This window comes from Segniliparus rotundus DSM 44985, from assembly GCF_000092825.1.
Classification (GTDB): domain Bacteria; phylum Actinomycetota; class Actinomycetes; order Mycobacteriales; family Mycobacteriaceae; genus Segniliparus; species Segniliparus rotundus.
The window spans coordinates 1,689,772-1,705,035 of the sequence record NC_014168.1; the positions used below are offsets into that span (position 1 = coordinate 1,689,772).

The following is a 15,264-nucleotide window of genomic DNA, read 5'->3' on the forward strand; positions in this document are numbered from 1 at the left end:
GGAGCCCTGTCTCTGCCGCCGACGGGCGGGGTTCTGTCTCCGCCGCCGACGGGCGGGGTTCTGTCTCTGCCGCCGACGGGCGGGGTTCTGTCTCCGCCCCCGACGGGCGGGCCTCAGACACGGGCTCCGAGCCCGGCGATCTCCTCGCGCAGCTTCGCCTGGGCCGCCGGAACGGCCGAGGGGTCGGTTCCGGAGCCCTGCGCGAGATCGTCTTTGCCGCCGCCTCTGCCGTTGACGGCGGGGGCGACGGCGCGGAGCAGTTCGCCCGCTTTCGCGCCGAGCTCGTTCGCGGCTTTCGTCGCGAGCACGGCGAAGGCGACTTTCTCGCCGCTCTTGTGAAAAAGCGCGGCGACTGCGGCTCGGGAGCCGAAAGCTTCCTTCATCGAGGCAGCCAGGCCGCGCAGATCGTCAGAGTCCACCTCTGCGCTGACGAACTCCACGACGGCCCCGGAGCAAAGACGGACCGGGCTCGCCGACTGGGCGAGGTTCCCCGCCTGCGCCCGAGCCTGGGCTTGGGCCTGCCGCGCGATCTCGCGCTCCAAGGTTTTCACCCGCTCCACCAGCGCGCGCACCTTGTCGGGAGCCTCCGGCGCAGGTGCGCCCACCGCGGAGGCCACCGCCGCCAGCAGCGCGCGTTCCTTCGCGAGATGCTCGCGCGCGTCATAACCGACCAAAGCCTCCACCCGGCGCGTGCCAGAACCTGTGGAAGACTCGCCGAGCAAGACCACCGGGCCGACCTTGGCAGACGAGGGCACATGCGTGCCGCCGCACAGCTCCATCGAGAAAGGCCCGCCGATCTCGACAACGCGCACTCGCTCGCCGTAGTTCTCGCCGAACAGCGCCAACGCGCCCATCGCGCGAGCCCGGTCGATATCCGTGACAAAGGTGTTGACCGGGTAGTCGGTCTCCACCGCCTCGCCGACCACCGACTCGATCTCCTGCTTGGCCTGCGGGGAGAGCGCGCTGTGCCACCGGAAGTCGAACCGCAGGTAGCCTGGCTTGTTGAGCGATCCTGCCTGCGTCGCCTCAGGGCCGAGGACCTGGCGCAGCGCGGCATGGACCAAGTGCGTGCCCGAGTGTCCTTGGTTCGCCCCGTGGCGCCACTTCGAATCGACCTGGGCGGTGACTTCTTGGCCGGTGGCGAACGCGCCTTCGACAACTTTGACCCGGTGCGCGAACAGGCGCTTGGCGATCTTCTGCACATCGCTCACCTCTGCGAACGCGCCGGGAGCGCTGATCGAGCCGGTGTCGGCGAGCTGCCCGCCGGACTCCGCGTACAACGGGGTGCGGTCGAGGATGATCTGCGCCTCCTGCCCGGCGCGGACCTCGTTGGCGAGCTGGCCGTCCACCACGACGCCCAGGATCGTCCCGAACGAGGAGAGCTCGTCGAAACCAGTGAACTCCGTCGGCGGGCCGTCGAGCAAGGCTTGATAGGCCGATTGGTCCTCGTGCGCCTGCTTTCGGGATTTCGCGTCCGCTTTGGCCCGGCGGCGCTGCTCCGCCATGAGCTGGGCGAAGCCCTCCTGGTCCACCTCCAAGCCGACCTCGCGCGCCATCTCCAAGGTCAGTTCGAGCGGGAAGCCATAGGTGTCGTGCAGCGCGAACGCCTCGGTTCCGGGGATGATCTTGCGCGAGGAGCCCAGCGCCCCGGCCGCCACCTGCTCGAAGAGTTTGGAACCGGAGTCGATGGTGTTGCGGAACGCGTGCTCCTCCCCGGCGGCGGTCCGCTCGATCCGAGCAGCCTCGTGCGACAGCTCGGGGTACATCGGACTCATCGAGGACACGACTTGCGCGACCAACGCGGGGGTGGCCAGCTCCGTCGCGCCCAACAGCCGCGCCGCGCGCACGATCCGGCGCAGCAGCCTGCGCAGCACGTAGCCCCGGCCGTCGTTGCCAGGGTTCACCCCGTCGGCGATGAGCATCACCGCCGTGCGGGCGTGGTCGGCGATCACCCGGAACCGGGTGTCGTCGGCATGCGAACCGGCTCCGTAACGGCGGCCGGTGAGCTGCTCGGCGACGGAGATGACCGGGCGCACCACATCGGTCTCGTAGACGTTGTCCACCCCTTGCAGCAGGAACGCGACACGCTCGACGCCCATGCCGGTGTCGATGTTCCGTTTGGGCAGCGGGCCCGCGATGTCGAAATCCGTCTTGCTGCGAATCGCGGCGAGCTCGTTCTGCATGAAGACGAGGTTCCAGATCTCCAAGTACCGGTCCTCGTCGGCCTCCGGCCCGCCGTCCGCGCCGTATTCGGGCCCTCGGTCGTAGTAGATCTCCGAGCAGGGGCCGCTCGGGCCGGGGATTCCCATCGACCAGTAGTTGTCGGCGGGGCCTCGGCGTTGGACGCGCTCGTCGGGCAGGCCCGCGACCTTCTTCCACAGCGTGATGGCCTCGTCGTCGTCCTCGTAGACGGTGGCCCACAGCCGTTCCGGGTCAAAACCGTAGCCCCCGTCCGCAACAGACGAGGTCAACAAGGTCCAGGCGAGCTGGATCGCACGCTCTTTGAAGTAGTCCCCGAAAGAGAAGTTCCCCGCCATCTGGAAGAACGTGTTGTGCCGGGTGGTCACCCCGACCTCTTCGATGTCCTGGGTGCGCACGCACTTCTGAATGCTCGTCAGCCGCGGCGAAGGCGGGGTGCGCTGGCCGAGGAAATACGGCACGAACTGCACCATGCCCGCGTTGACGAACAACAAGTTGGGGTCGTCGAGAATCAACGAGGCGCTCGGGGTCAGCTCATGGCCGTTTTTGATGAAATGCCCGAGAAAACGCTCGATGATCTCCGCTGTGCGCATGGGCCACTACCCTACCGGAAAGCTCAGCGGAGCTTATTTCGCCTTGATCCGCCGCACTGTCTCTCGCAGCAGCTGAGCGGCCACGTCTGATTCGTCCGCAGAACCGCCCCGAGTCTGCGGGAGCGACAGCGCGAGGCCCGCCCGCATGCCGGAGCCGATCACGACCAGCCCACGGGACCGCGCCCCGGTGATCGTCAGGACAGCTGGAATGGCCATGGTGCCCTGGGACTGCAATCTGCCCGACATCCTGATGGTCATCGACTCGTCGGCGCCGGGCACGGTGTCGCGCTCCGTGCTCAACCGCATGACCGCCGTGGCGCCGCCAGCCGAGCTCAATGTCACCGCAGGGCAGCGTTTCGCGAAATCCTCCGCTGCGACGAACGGCCCCGAGCCGCGAGGGTCGCGGTGCAGGCGCACTTCGGCCGAGGCCGCTTCGACAAGGAGCATCCCGGTCGAATTGCCCTGCACGGAACCGACCGCGTCCGCGGATTTCTCTGCTTTCCGCAGATCGCACTCAGGCGGGCTGATGTCGACAGCCGAGCCCTTGCCTTCCGATCTGGCTGAGCCTCGCGTCCTGGTCACCTTCCACCCGTCCGGGTAGTCCTCTCGTGCGGGCAAGAGCGCGAACAGCTCGTCGTCGGACAGTCCGGCGAGGCCGTCTTGCCCCGGAGCCGCCGCGCCGATCAACGCCAACGGGCTCGAATCCCCCGGTTGCGAGCTTCGCGACCCCCACCACCAACCGAGCAGAAAAATGCAGGCGAGCGCCAAACAGCCCGCGAGGGCCTTCTCCCACCGCTTCGGTTGTCCTGGCCGGGGCGGTTCGGGCGGGGCGGCGCCGTGCGGCGCAGCGGCGGCCTGCGGGGCGTGCTGCGAATCCCAGGACTGCGCGCACTGCTGCTCGGGCACCTGCGGGAGCCCCAACGCCGGGTAGAACCACTGCGGCACTCCACTGTTTTGGGGCGGACTGTTTCGGGGCGGACTGTTCTCCGATGGCGGGCCCTGCGGCTGCTCTGGTGTTGTGCCCATCACTCCATTTTGCCTGACGGCTGACCGTCAATCGAGCAGAGGGGTTTCGCCGAGCGGCTGATTCAACATGATCCGCACTTGGTAGGTGCCATAGCCGCCCCAATGCGAAATCGTGGCGACCAACGCGTCGTCTTCGCTCCGCGCCGCGCTGAGGAAGCCGCCATACACCCCTCGGGGATCTCGCAAGCTTCTGTCGCGCCCGTCCCCGGTGACCACCGCCAGCTCCGGGCCGAACTCGGTCGGATGGTCCAGCGGCGCGAGGCGCATCGCGACCGGGGTCTGCATGTTCCTCGTGTACACGAACGCGAGATACGGGCCGAACTGCATGAGGCCGGATTCGCCGATCCCGTCCTGTTGGCCGTCCCGCGCGCTCTTGGGCCGCTGTAGGGCCACACTGGGCAGCGGCGGTGTGACGGGCAAAGTGCTCAATGTCTTGCTCTGCCCAGGCCGCCGCCAGCCCGCCGCCGTGTAGTACTCCCAACGGTCCGGGTCCAGCAGGTCGTGCGGCGCGCTGCGCGCCATGTGCAATCCGTCGTTGGCCCTGCCTTCCTGTTGCCCCCCGATGTAGACGACCGGGGGCGAGCCGTCCGGCGGCTCGACCATGGCGAACTCCATCTGCTGGAACGGCGCCCCCCGGTTCCAGGTCTTGGGCTTCGAAGCAGGGCGCTGGCCGTGCGGGTTCGTCAGGACCAACGCGGGCGCGGGCAGCTCGGGAATGGGCGGAATGACCCGGCGGGTGTCGGGATCGAGGTCGAACTGCACGATCTGAGACTGCAGGGTGGTCCACTGGGCGGAGACGTCCCAGTTGTTCGCGATCTGGAACGCGACGAACAACTTGTCGTCCACGACGATGGCCGAAGTCGGGACGATCGAAGCGGCAACAGGCCCCTTGGCCTTTCCTCCCACGGAACGGACCACCTCTAGCATGGAGCCCCCAGGTGTTCCGGCCGCGGCAATGCGGCCGAGCAGGTCGATGGGCATGCCCTTGCGGCCCGGATACGGCTCCGGCTCCGGGCCGGCGCCCGCCGCCTGCAAAGCCCCGCCGACCCAGCGGGTGGACCACGCCGGATAGGCGGGGATGTCGTTCTCGTCGGCGAACCCGTCGACGATTTCGTCCCCGTCCTGGTCCAAGTGCGTGTAGAGGATCGGATTCGCCCATGTGACAAGACCTGGCCGCAGGTCGAGGTCCGGGCCGCCGTGGGAGAAAGGCTGAATCCGGCTGGTCGAGTCGCCGAAGACATAGCCGATCACGCGCTCGCCCTTGGCGTTGGTCCCGAGGTCGACGGGCACGCCGAGGTCGGCTCCGTCCATCCGCCAATCGTCCTTGATCTGGCGGGCCGCAGGCCCCACGCCGCCCACCATGTCCTCGCCGACACGGGGGACGATCTCATCGAGATCTGGCTCCGAGTCCGGGCCGGCCCCGTCCTCTCGGTCGTCCTCAACGTCGTCTCGATCCATGTGGTCCGGGGCCGGTTCCTCCTGGATGAAGGCCACCGCCTGGTCTGGGCCCGAGGCTGGGTCTGGGTCTGTGCCGTCGGGCGGCGGGTCCTCGTCCGGCTCGGGGGCCGGGTCCACCGGCTCGACGGCGACGATGCTGATGTCTCGGACCGGCGCGGGCATGGTCGCGAGCGGCGGCCCCTGCCAGAGCACTGCGCCAGTTCGGTCGTCGTCAGCAGGGACGTCATCGCACGAGACGGCGCGATGCTCCGGCTCCGCCTGCGCCGGGGCCTGGGCGAGCCACCAAAACAGTGGAACGGAGACCGGCAGTCCCAGACCGGCCAAAAGCCAGGGCCGGCACCTGCCGAAAACTTTCGGCCAGATTTTCGTCGACCGGCGTGGGGATGTCCACGGGGTGGAACTTTTCGACAAAGCACTGTGTTTCGACAAGGAACTGTGTTGCCGCATTGGCGCGAGTTTAGTCCTTGTCGCCGTCGCGCGGGGTGGCCCGGCGGGTCTTCGCCCCGCCACGGACGATAGCGCGCAGCTTCGGCACCCGCCCGAGCAGCTCCCGTTCAAAACCGTGGTTCGTCGGCTGGTAGTAATCCACCCCGACGATCTCGTCCGGTGGGTACTGCTGCGCGAGCACGCCTTCCACCGTGTCATGCGGATAGCGGTAACCTGCGGTTTTCTTGGTCTTGCGGGCATATGAGGAGTGCCCGTCGCGCAAATGCTGGGGCACTGGTCCCGCTTTGCCCGCGCGCACGTCCGCCTCTGCCGCGCCGATGGCGCGCACCACGGCGTTCGATTTGGGCGCGGTGGCCAGGTGGATCGTCGCCTGGGCAAGGATGATCCGGGCTTCGGGAAGGCCGACTATGGCGACCGCCTGGGCCGCCGCCGTCGCGACACCGAGGGCGGACGGGTCCGCCATGCCGACGTCTTCGCTCGCGTGGATCATGAGCCTGCGCGCGATGAACCGGGGGTCTTCTCCAGCGACCACCATGCGCGCCAAATAGTGCAGCGCCGCGTCCACGTCTGAGCCTCGAATCGATTTGATGAACGCGCTGACAACGTCATAGTGCTGATCGCCGTCACGGTCGTAGCGGACCATCGCCTCGTCCAGGCTGGCGGTGACCTGTTCGAGGGAGACCTCCCAGGTCTGCGCCCCCTCGTCTTCGGCCTGGGCGAGGTCCACGGCGGCTTCGAGGGCGGTGAGCATGCGGCGGGCGTCGCCGCCCGCGACCCGGAGCACGTGCTCGCGCGCCTGGTCGCACAGCCGCACCGCGCCGCCGTAGCCGCGTTCGTCTTCGAGCGCCCTGCTGATGAGGGCGTCGAGGTCTTCGCGGGCGAGCGGGCGCAGTTCGAGCACCAAGGATCGCGAGAGCAGCGGGGAGACCACGGCGAACCCCGGATTCTCCGTGGTGGCCGCGACGAGAAGGACGATTTGGTGCTCCACGGCGGCGAGCAGGGCGTCTTGCTGCGTCTTCGAGAAACGGTGCACCTCGTCGATGAAGAGCACCGTGCGCCTTCCGGCGGCGAGGCGCATCCGCGAGTCCTCAATGACCTCGCGCACCTCCTTCACCCCTGCGGTGAGCGCGGAAAGCGCGACGAACTCGCGCCCGGTGGCGGCGGAGAGCAACGAGGCGATGGTGGTTTTGCCAGTGCCAGGGGGGCCGTGCAGGACCACGGAGGCCACGCCATGCCCGTCGACGAGCCGCCTGAGCGGTCTGCCCGGCCCGAGCAGGTGGTCTTGGCCGAGCACTTCGGCCACGTCGCGCGGCCGCATGCGCACAGCAAGGGGGGTGTGGGCGGCGCTCACCAGCGCCATGCCGCGCGCAACGCGGCGATCACTGCTTCGGCGTGCTTGGCCACAGCCTGGTCCTGCGCCGCCTCGGCGAGGCCGAGCAGCACCTCCCACCGGGCCATGAGCACCTGCGGCGTCGGCGAGGAGAGGGCGTGGCTGTGCGACCACGCCCCGTCCCTGCGATGACCAGGCAGCCACCACGCCGTGGTGAGCCAGACCCAGACCAACCCGGCGGCCAGGACGCGCTTGTGCACCGTCATCTCGTCGGCGAGGGCGGGCCACACGGCGACCGCCTCCGCACGCCAGGCCTGCACGATCCGCTGGTCCAGCTCAGCCCAAAGCTCCCGGCTCTTGCCGCTCTTGTCTTCGCCCATAGCCCCGCGATACGTGAGCAGCGCATACGCTATGTCCAGCGTCGCGTCGCGGAATCCGCCCCACTCGTAGTCCAGGAACCGGACCCCTTGGTCCGCCGTGAGCACGATATTGTCCGGGCCGGGGTCCGCCGGGCTGAACGCCCGCATCGCGCCTTTCTCGAAAAGGCTCCGCGCCTTCGCCGCGATCTCGCGCACCTCGTCGGACACCTCGACGGAGAAATGCTCACGGAGCTGCTCGGGGAGAGCGCCGACGGCTCCCTGCACTTGTTGGCCGATCACGTCGCGGCCAGAAGGCACCTTGGCCCGGCGCAGCAAAGCGGAGAAGTCGGCCTCGCGGCCCGCCGTCGCCGCGTGCATCTTGCCCAGACGCTGCGCCCAGGCCATGAGGGCGTTCTCCTCGCCGCCCGAATGAGAAGCCAAAACCTGCGACATCGTCATGGCCTCGCCGAGGTCCGAGATGATGAGCACCCGCTCTTCGAGATCCCAGGCCAGCAGCTCCGGACCGGGGCGGTCCCCCGTCGCGAGAGAGGTGGTGAACTGGTAGCTCACCACCTCTCTCGTGAACATCTCCAGCCTGCTCTGCGGCGGCGTCTGCTTCACCACGATGGTCCTGGGCAACGAGAACGGGTTCTCCCCGACCTTCGCGCGGACCACCACAGTCTGCCCAGTGCCGCCAAGGTCCTCGACCTCGACGAGGGTGAGTTCAGCGCCGGTCCGCTTCGTGAGCAGCCGGACTGCGGCGGCGATGACCGAAGCGGCCTGCGCTGTGCCGAGCGGCGGATTATCCGTGAGAACTGACATCACCATCAAGAGTACTCTCGGCTGCCGACAAAAACGGAAATCCGGCAGAAGACGGGGGCGCCCCCGCCAATTCGGCGGGGCGAAAAGGCCCGCTACAGTTCCGCCACGTCAACGGAAACCCCGATCGTGCTGCTCTTGGCCTCGGAGTAGATGACGCCCCGCAGCGGCGGCACATCCGCGTAGTCCCTGCCCCACGCGCACGTGACGTACTCGTTGCCCACAATTTTGTCGTTCGTCGGGTCGAAGGCGAGCCACCTGCCCCGGCCGAAGCCCACAGCGGGCCACGCGTGCGTCGCGTCCGCGCCGACCAGCTTCGGCTGGCCCGGCGGCGGGTTGGTGAGCAAATAGCCAGACACGTACCGGGCCGCGAGACCGTGCCCGCGCAGGCAGGCAATGGCGAGGCGGGCGAAGTCCTGGCACACCCCCGACCGCTGCGCCAACACGGAGGCGACCTTGGTGCTCACGGTCGTCGAGCCCTGCGTGTAGCTCAGCTCGTGGTGGATGCGGTGGGTGAGCTCGGCGACGACGTCGATCAACGGCCTGCGGGGCGAGAACGTGGGAGCCGCCCACGCCAACACCTCCTCCGTGATCTCCGGCGGATCCAGGTCGAGGACGTACTGCTGCGCGAGCGGCTCCTGGTTCAGCCGCAGCCGCACGTCCTCCCACTCCGCGCGATCATCCCAATCCTCCCAGGACGAAAATCCCGATCGGACCGCGATCTGCGAAGCCGCGTCGACGACCAATCTGCGGTGGGTGCGTGTGACGTGGAAATAGAAGTCGTGGTTGCCGAAGGCGTCGATCCCGGTCGACTGGTCCTCGGGCTCGGGGTCCACGGTCACGCTGTGGGACAGCCGGCGCTGGCCCTCGAACTCCCTCGGGCAGAGAAACCCACGCCCGTAGGACGACGTCACATCGTCGTCGTACTCATACACAGTGCGATGCACGACCTGGAACAGCCGTTCCTGCGGCTCGCGCGCGAATTCCACAGCCTGTTCCTCCTAGCCCGCCCACAAGGGGCGCATCCGGCTCGGCGGAGTGAGCCGCGAGCGTTCGATAATGGTCGCGAGCTCGCGAAGTCCGTCGTGCACAGCGCCCGACCACTGTGCCAGAACTGCGCGCTCCCCTTCCGCCGAGATCCGCTCCAACTCGTCCGGCTCGACTCGCCGCAACAAGCTGAACAAGGACTCCAACGAGTGCTCCGCCCTGGTCGAACGCGCCGCGTCCGGCAGCGCCATCAAGTTCCGCCGCAACGCTTCGAGCTGGTAGAGCAACGACCTCGGGTTGTCCCCGTCGAAGAACAGCAACTCGGCGACCGTGCTGATCCGCACGCGCAGATGGTTTCGCCGCCGGTACGTCACTGCCGACTCCACCGAGGACAGAACGGCTTCGGCGAGCGGGCGCTCCGCGTCCGCGTCCTGGGGTTGCACGAGCGTGGCCCGCACGAGCGCGGTGAGCTGCAAACCTCGCTCGATGCGCTTGCCGATGTCCATCAGCCGCCACCCGGCGTCATGGACCATGGACTCCGAGGCCAGGCCGGAAAGCGCCAACATTCCCGCCAATGCCTGGGATTGGGCGATCGCGAGCTGGACGATCTCGTCGGCCCAAGACGACTGCGCGCTGTGCCGCACCGGCCCTTCCAACGCGCGTTCGAGGTCGGCCAGAACCATCCAGGTGTCCACCGAGAGCTGGTCGCGCACGCCCTGCGCGGCGTTGCCGAGCCGGTCGGCGGACTGGGCGAGGGAGCCGGGGCGATCCCGGTCGAACGTGAGCGCCCGCAGCTCTTGCAGCGCGAGATCCACACTCATCCCCGTGTCCAAAGCCGGTCCTGCGGTGATCTGCTCCACGGCCGCGAACAGCGATCGCAGCGGTTCCGTGAACGGCGCGTCGCGGCGGCCTGCGGACTGCTGCTCTTGCAGCCGCTCGCGGATCACGATGAGCAGGCGGGCCAAGGCTTCGGCCCGCTCCCCGTACCGGCCGATCCAGAACAGGTCCGCGAGCACTCGAGGCGAAGTGACCGACTCGTCGGCGCGCGCCGACAGCTGGGGCGGAGTTTCTCCCGCGTTCGGGCGCCGGCCCCAGTCCGAGGCGACGACCCGTGCTCCTTGCTCGCCCGTTTTCTTCCCGCGCGCCGCGCCGGTTTCCGGCTGCATCACCCAGATGTCCTTGGTCGCGGCGGAAGCAGGCAGCATGGCGTTGCCGTTGCGTGTCATCACCTGGCCGAGCCCGCCCGGCAAGACCATCTGCTCATTGCCGTGCGTCACGGTGAAACAACGCAAGAGCACCGGAGCGCCTTGCAACAGCGCAGCTTCGTCGCCGCGCGACAGGCCCGCGTCTGCCGGGAGCACGGGGGCGGAGCCCAATCGCATCGGCAATTGGCCCACCCAGCGCCACGGCTGCGCTGCCAGCTGTTTGACGAACCGCTCCCGTTCGCCGGCCGACCACGCGGCCCCCGCGTGCGCCGCGCCGGTCACCACATCGCGGATGACGAGTTCGGCGGAGCCCTCCGCCAGCTTCTCCCGGTCCGCGGGCAGGCCGCCCCAGAGGACGGTGGCGTTCTCCAAAAGCAGTTCCTCGTCCAGGAGCGTCCGCGCGAGCTGCGGGAGGAAAACGGCGAGGGCCGGGTTTTCCAGCACGCCGGAGCCGATGGAGTTGACAATCGTCACTGTCCCCCGGTTCGCCGCCTCGACCAGGCCCGCGATGCCGAGCTGCGAGTCCGGGCGCAAATCGAGCGGGTCCACGAACTGCGAGTCGACCCGTCGTAACACCACATCGACGCGTTTGAGGGTTCCCAAGGAACGCATCCACAGCTTGCCTTCCCGAACCATCAAGTCGGGGGCCTGCACAAGCGGGAATCCCATGAGAAGCGCGAGATGGGCCTGGTCGAACGCGGTTTCCGACCCTGTCCCCGGAGAGAGCACCACCACCGTCGGATCTTCCACACCGGCCGGCGCGGCGTCCAGCAGCGCGAGCCGGAGCTCCTGGATGAACGGGCCCAACGAGCGCGGGGCCACAGCTTGGAAGACGCCAGGCGCGGAGCGCATGAGCACGCGCCGCCCCGCGACAGCGTATCCGACGCCCGAGGGGGCCTGGGTCCGGTCGGCGTGGACGACGAAATTCCCGGAAGGCCCCCGGCCGAGTTCGACGGCGTGCAAAAACACCGGCTTCGGCGGCGACGGAGCCTGCAACGCCATCCGCAAGTAGCCGCGGTGCGCGAACACAAGCTCTGGCGGCACAAGGCCCTGCTCCAGCACCCGCTGCGGGCCATAGAGGTCGGCCAAGAGCGCGACGAACAACCGGGCGCGCTGGGCGAGCCCCTCTTCGAGGGACGACCAGTCGTGCGCGGAGAGCACCAGCGGGATCGGGTCCAACGGCCAGGAGGCCGGGGCGCCAAGGACACGGCCGTGGCCCTCGCCGAGCGGCGCGGCCCGGGCTGTCGCGAGCTCGGGCGCGCCCACCGGGTTGTACGTGACGCCGTCGCTGTCGACTTGACGGGCGACGCGGGCGCGCAAATGGCCAAGGCCCTGGGGGCCGAGCGGAGCGAGCGAGGAAAGCAGCTCTGACCAGTGGGCACGGGGCTGCCCGTCGTCGTCGGTCAGCTCGTCGTAGCCCTCCGAGACTTCCCCGAACAAAACTTGTTGCGCTTGCGACCCCAAGCCGGCCGGACTCATGGTGGTTGAATTTACCGGAGCACCGTCCGGGCCCTGCGCAGATCAAGGATGCCCGGTGCGCCGTTGTCCACAGCCATCCGGGCGGCGATCTCAGTGATTTTGCGCAGGTCGATGACACCAGGGGTGATGCTCATCGGCTCGAATCGGCAGATTCTGCGCGACTGCGCGGTGGCAGAGTTCACAGGCGGGTCCTCGTAGGCGAGGCCGCCGGGATGCACGACGTGGTACATCGCGCCGCCGAGGGAATGCCCGGTGCAGGTGTCGATGAGCTCGAAACGCAGCGGCGAGTCGATGGTGATCGTCGGATGCAGCGCGCTCGGCGGCTGCCAGGCGCGATAGCGGACCCCGGCGACTTGGACGTCGTCCTTGTCGGTCCTGCGCAGCGGCACGGGAATCCCGTTGCAGGTGGCGATGAAACGGCCCGGGTCGGCTCCGACGAGTTTGACCTGCAGGCGCTCCACCGAAGAGTCCACATACCGCGCGGTCCCGCCAGCTGTGGCCTCTTCGCCGAGGACGTTCCACGGCTCGATGGCCGCTCGCAACTCCAACTCCGCCCCTCCGACGACGACCGAGCCCAGGCGGGGGAAACGGAACTCCGTGAAAGGTTCGAGCCAGGACTGGTCGAACTCGATCCCGGCGCGCCGAAGATCCGCGACGACCTCCGCGGCGTCCGCGATGGCGTAGTGCGGCAGCAGGTACCGCCCGTGCAACGCCGCGCCATGCCGGGTCAGGGGCGCTTGGAGCGGATGCTCCCAGAACTTCGCGACGAGCGAGCGCACCAGAAGCGATTGGACAAGGGCCATTTTCGGATGCGGCGGCATCTCGAAGCCCCGCAGCTCGAGCAGGCCAAGGCGGCCCCTGGTCGAGTCCGGGCTGTACAGCTTGTCGATGCAGAACTCCGCGCGGTGGGTGTTGCCGGTCAGATCGGTGAGCAGGTGGCGCAGCGCGCGGTCCACCTGCCAGGGGCGGAAGTCGCCGGACTGCGCGATCCGGCTGAGCTCCGCGAAGGCGATCTCCATCTCGTAGAGGGCTTCTGGGCGCCCCTCGTCCGCGCGGGGCGCCTGCGAGGTCGGACCGATGAACCGACCGGAGAAGAGGTACGACAGCGACGGATGCCGCTGCCAGTACGTGAGCAGGGAGACCAGCAGGTCCGGTCGGCGCAGCAGCGGAGAATCCCCTGGCGTCCGACCGCCGAGGGTGATGTGGTTGCCGCCCCCGGTGCCGTTGTGCGTCCCGTCGAAGTCGAACGTCTCGGTGGACAAGCGGGCGAGGCGGGCTTGCTCGTAAAGGGTCTCCAGCAGCTCGGTCTGCTCCTCGAAGCTCGCCACGGCGGGCACGTTCACTTCGATGACCCCGGGGTCCGGTGTGACCGACATGAACTGCAGCCTCGGGTCGGGCGGCGGCTCGTAGCCCTCCAAGACGACCGGGACGGCGAGTTCGCGCGCGGCGGCTTCCACGGCGCCGACCAGGTCCACGTACGCCTCCGCCGTGCGCAGCGGCGGCAGGAACACATGCAGGTGCCCGTTGCGGATTTCCACCACCAGCGCCGTCGTGGAAGCTCCAGCCGAATCTGCCGGCGCCGCCGGCTCGTCCGACTGGTGACGCTGCTCACGGCCCTGGGGGGTCGGCAGCTTGGCGCGCTTCGCGATGGGGTCCGCAGGCGGGAATTGCGCAGGCGGCGACCAGCTGACCGAGTCGAGCGGCAAGCGCAGTCCGGCGGGCGAGTCGCCCTCGGTGAGCACGATGCGGCCTCGACGGGTCCGCCACAGGGCGCTGAACCAGCCGTCGCCCGAATCGGAGGGCTCCAGCGGCACGACGTACGCCGCCGGGATGTTCGCACGGGCGTCGAGAACTTCGACCAGCTTGGCCCGCGCCTGTGGCGAGTCGAGTTCGGGCCCGAGGTCGGACTCAAGGTCTGCCGGGTCGCCGTCTGGCATGCGCAACGCGCGCTGCAGCTGCGCGAGCGGATCCTCGTAGGCGGGCTGGGCCGCTTCAGCGGACACGCCGAGCTGGCTCGCGAGCAGTTTCGCGAACTGGGCGGCAAGCTTCGCCGCCTCGCCCGCCTCGAGCGTGCGGGGCGCGGGCTCCCACGGCTTGGCGAGCAACGACTCGTCAGACCACAACGGCTCCCCGTCGGCGCGCCAATGCACGCCGATGTTCCATCTCGGCAACGCCTCGCCCGGGTACCACTTGCCCTGCGTGTGGGAGAGCAGCGCGCCAGGCGCGAGGTGCGTGCGCACGCGCCGGGCGAGATCTTCGGCGCGCTCCCGCTTGTGCGGGCCGTCCGCGGCGGTGGTCCATTCCGGGGACACACGGTCGTCCACGGAGACGAACGTCGGCTCGCCGCCCATCGTCAGGCGCACGTCGCCGTCCTTGAGCCGCTTGTCCACGGCGAGGCCCAGCTCGTACACCGACTTCCATTGCTCGTCGGTGTACGGGAGCGTGACGCGCGGGTCTTCTTGGACGCGACGGACGGTGTTCGAGAACTCGAAGGCGACCTCGCATGTGTCCGTCGCGCCTTCGATCGGGGCCGCGAGGGCGGGCTCGGGAGCCGCTGCGAGCGGAATATGCCCTTCTGCCGCGAAGAGCCCGGAGGTCGGGTCGAGCCCGACCCAGCCCGCGCCGGGCAAATAGACCTCGGTCCAGGCGTGCAGGTCGGTGAAGTCGGCTTCGGGCCCGGACGGGCCGTCCAGGGCGGGCAAGTCGGAGGTGAGCTGCACGAGGTAGCCGGAGACGAACCGCGCCGCGTAGCCGAGCTCGCGCAAAACCGAGACCAACAGCCAGGCCGAGTCGCGGCAAGAGCCGATTTTGCTCCGCAACGTGTGGTCCGGGCTCTGCACACCGGCCTCCATGCGGACGCTGTAACCGATCTCCTGGCTGACAGCGGTGTTGACCGCGACGAGATGGTCGATCGTGCGGATCTGGCCGGGTTCGGCGAAACGGCCGGCGAAAGCGATGACCAGCTCGCCCGGACCCGATTGCGGCCCGGCTTCGTCCACCCGGCTCCGGTACGGGAGGAGGGATTCGCGCAACGCGGCCGGATACGCGAAGCCCGCGTGCTCCGCGTAGTCCTCGATGAAGAACTCGAACGGGTTGATCGGCGTGAGGTCGGCGATGAGCGAAACCGTGAAGGAGAGCTCTGCTGCCCGCTCGGGGAAAACCGCCCTCGCGAGGAAGTTGCCGAAGGGGTCTTGCTGCCAGTTCAAGAAGTGCTGCCCCGGATGGACGGTGAGCGAGTAGGCCTCGATCTTGGTCCTGGTGTGCGGGGCGGGGCGCAGCCGGACCACATGCGGATAGACGCCGACCTGGCGGTCGAAGCGATAGCTGGTGTGATGTTCGAGGGCGACCTTGATGCCCATCGT

At 68.7% G+C, this 15,264-nt stretch carries 8 protein-coding genes; all 8 read right to left on the bottom strand.

Annotation, left to right across the window (positions count from 1 at the left end):
* Positions 1–113: 113 nt before the first annotated feature.
* Complete coding sequence (gene alaS, locus SROT_RS08500) at positions 114–2,792, bottom strand: alanine--tRNA ligase (protein WP_013138612.1); 2,679 nt, start codon at positions 2,790–2,792, stop codon at positions 114–116.
* A 33-nt stretch (positions 2,793–2,825) separates the two neighbouring features.
* Positions 2,826–3,818 (bottom strand): hypothetical protein, encoded by a 993-nt coding sequence (locus SROT_RS08505; RefSeq protein WP_013138613.1) that lies wholly within the window; start codon positions 3,816–3,818, stop codon positions 2,826–2,828.
* A gap of 27 nt (positions 3,819–3,845) precedes the next feature.
* Positions 3,846–5,600, bottom strand: a complete 1,755-nt coding sequence (locus tag SROT_RS08510; RefSeq protein ID WP_245535272.1) for a DUF4185 domain-containing protein — start codon at positions 5,598–5,600, stop codon at positions 3,846–3,848.
* 133 nt (positions 5,601–5,733) lie between these two features.
* Positions 5,734–7,083 carry a replication-associated recombination protein A gene (locus SROT_RS08515; protein WP_148223397.1) on the bottom strand — a complete coding sequence of 450 codons (1,350 nt, stop codon included), beginning with the start codon at positions 7,081–7,083 and terminating at the stop codon, positions 5,734–5,736.
* On the bottom strand, positions 7,071–8,240 hold the full coding sequence (locus SROT_RS08520) for a protein kinase family protein (protein ID WP_013138616.1): 1,170 nt from the start codon (positions 8,238–8,240) through the stop codon (positions 7,071–7,073). The genes SROT_RS08515 and SROT_RS08520 overlap by 13 nt, the downstream gene beginning before the upstream one ends.
* 86 nt (positions 8,241–8,326) lie before the next feature.
* The gene (locus SROT_RS08525) at positions 8,327–9,220 is read right to left on the bottom strand and encodes a transglutaminase family protein (RefSeq protein ID WP_013138617.1); all 894 of its coding nucleotides are present in this window, start codon (positions 9,218–9,220) and stop codon (positions 8,327–8,329) included.
* 12 nt (positions 9,221–9,232) lie between these two features.
* Positions 9,233–11,902, bottom strand: coding sequence for a circularly permuted type 2 ATP-grasp protein (locus tag SROT_RS08530; protein ID WP_013138618.1), 2,670 nt, complete (start codon positions 11,900–11,902; stop codon positions 9,233–9,235).
* Positions 11,903–11,913: 11 nt separating this feature from the next.
* Entirely contained in the window at positions 11,914–15,261 is a 3,348-nt protein-coding gene (locus SROT_RS08535) for a transglutaminase family protein (protein WP_013138619.1), read from the bottom strand.
* Between the last annotated feature and the right edge of the window lie 3 nt (positions 15,262–15,264).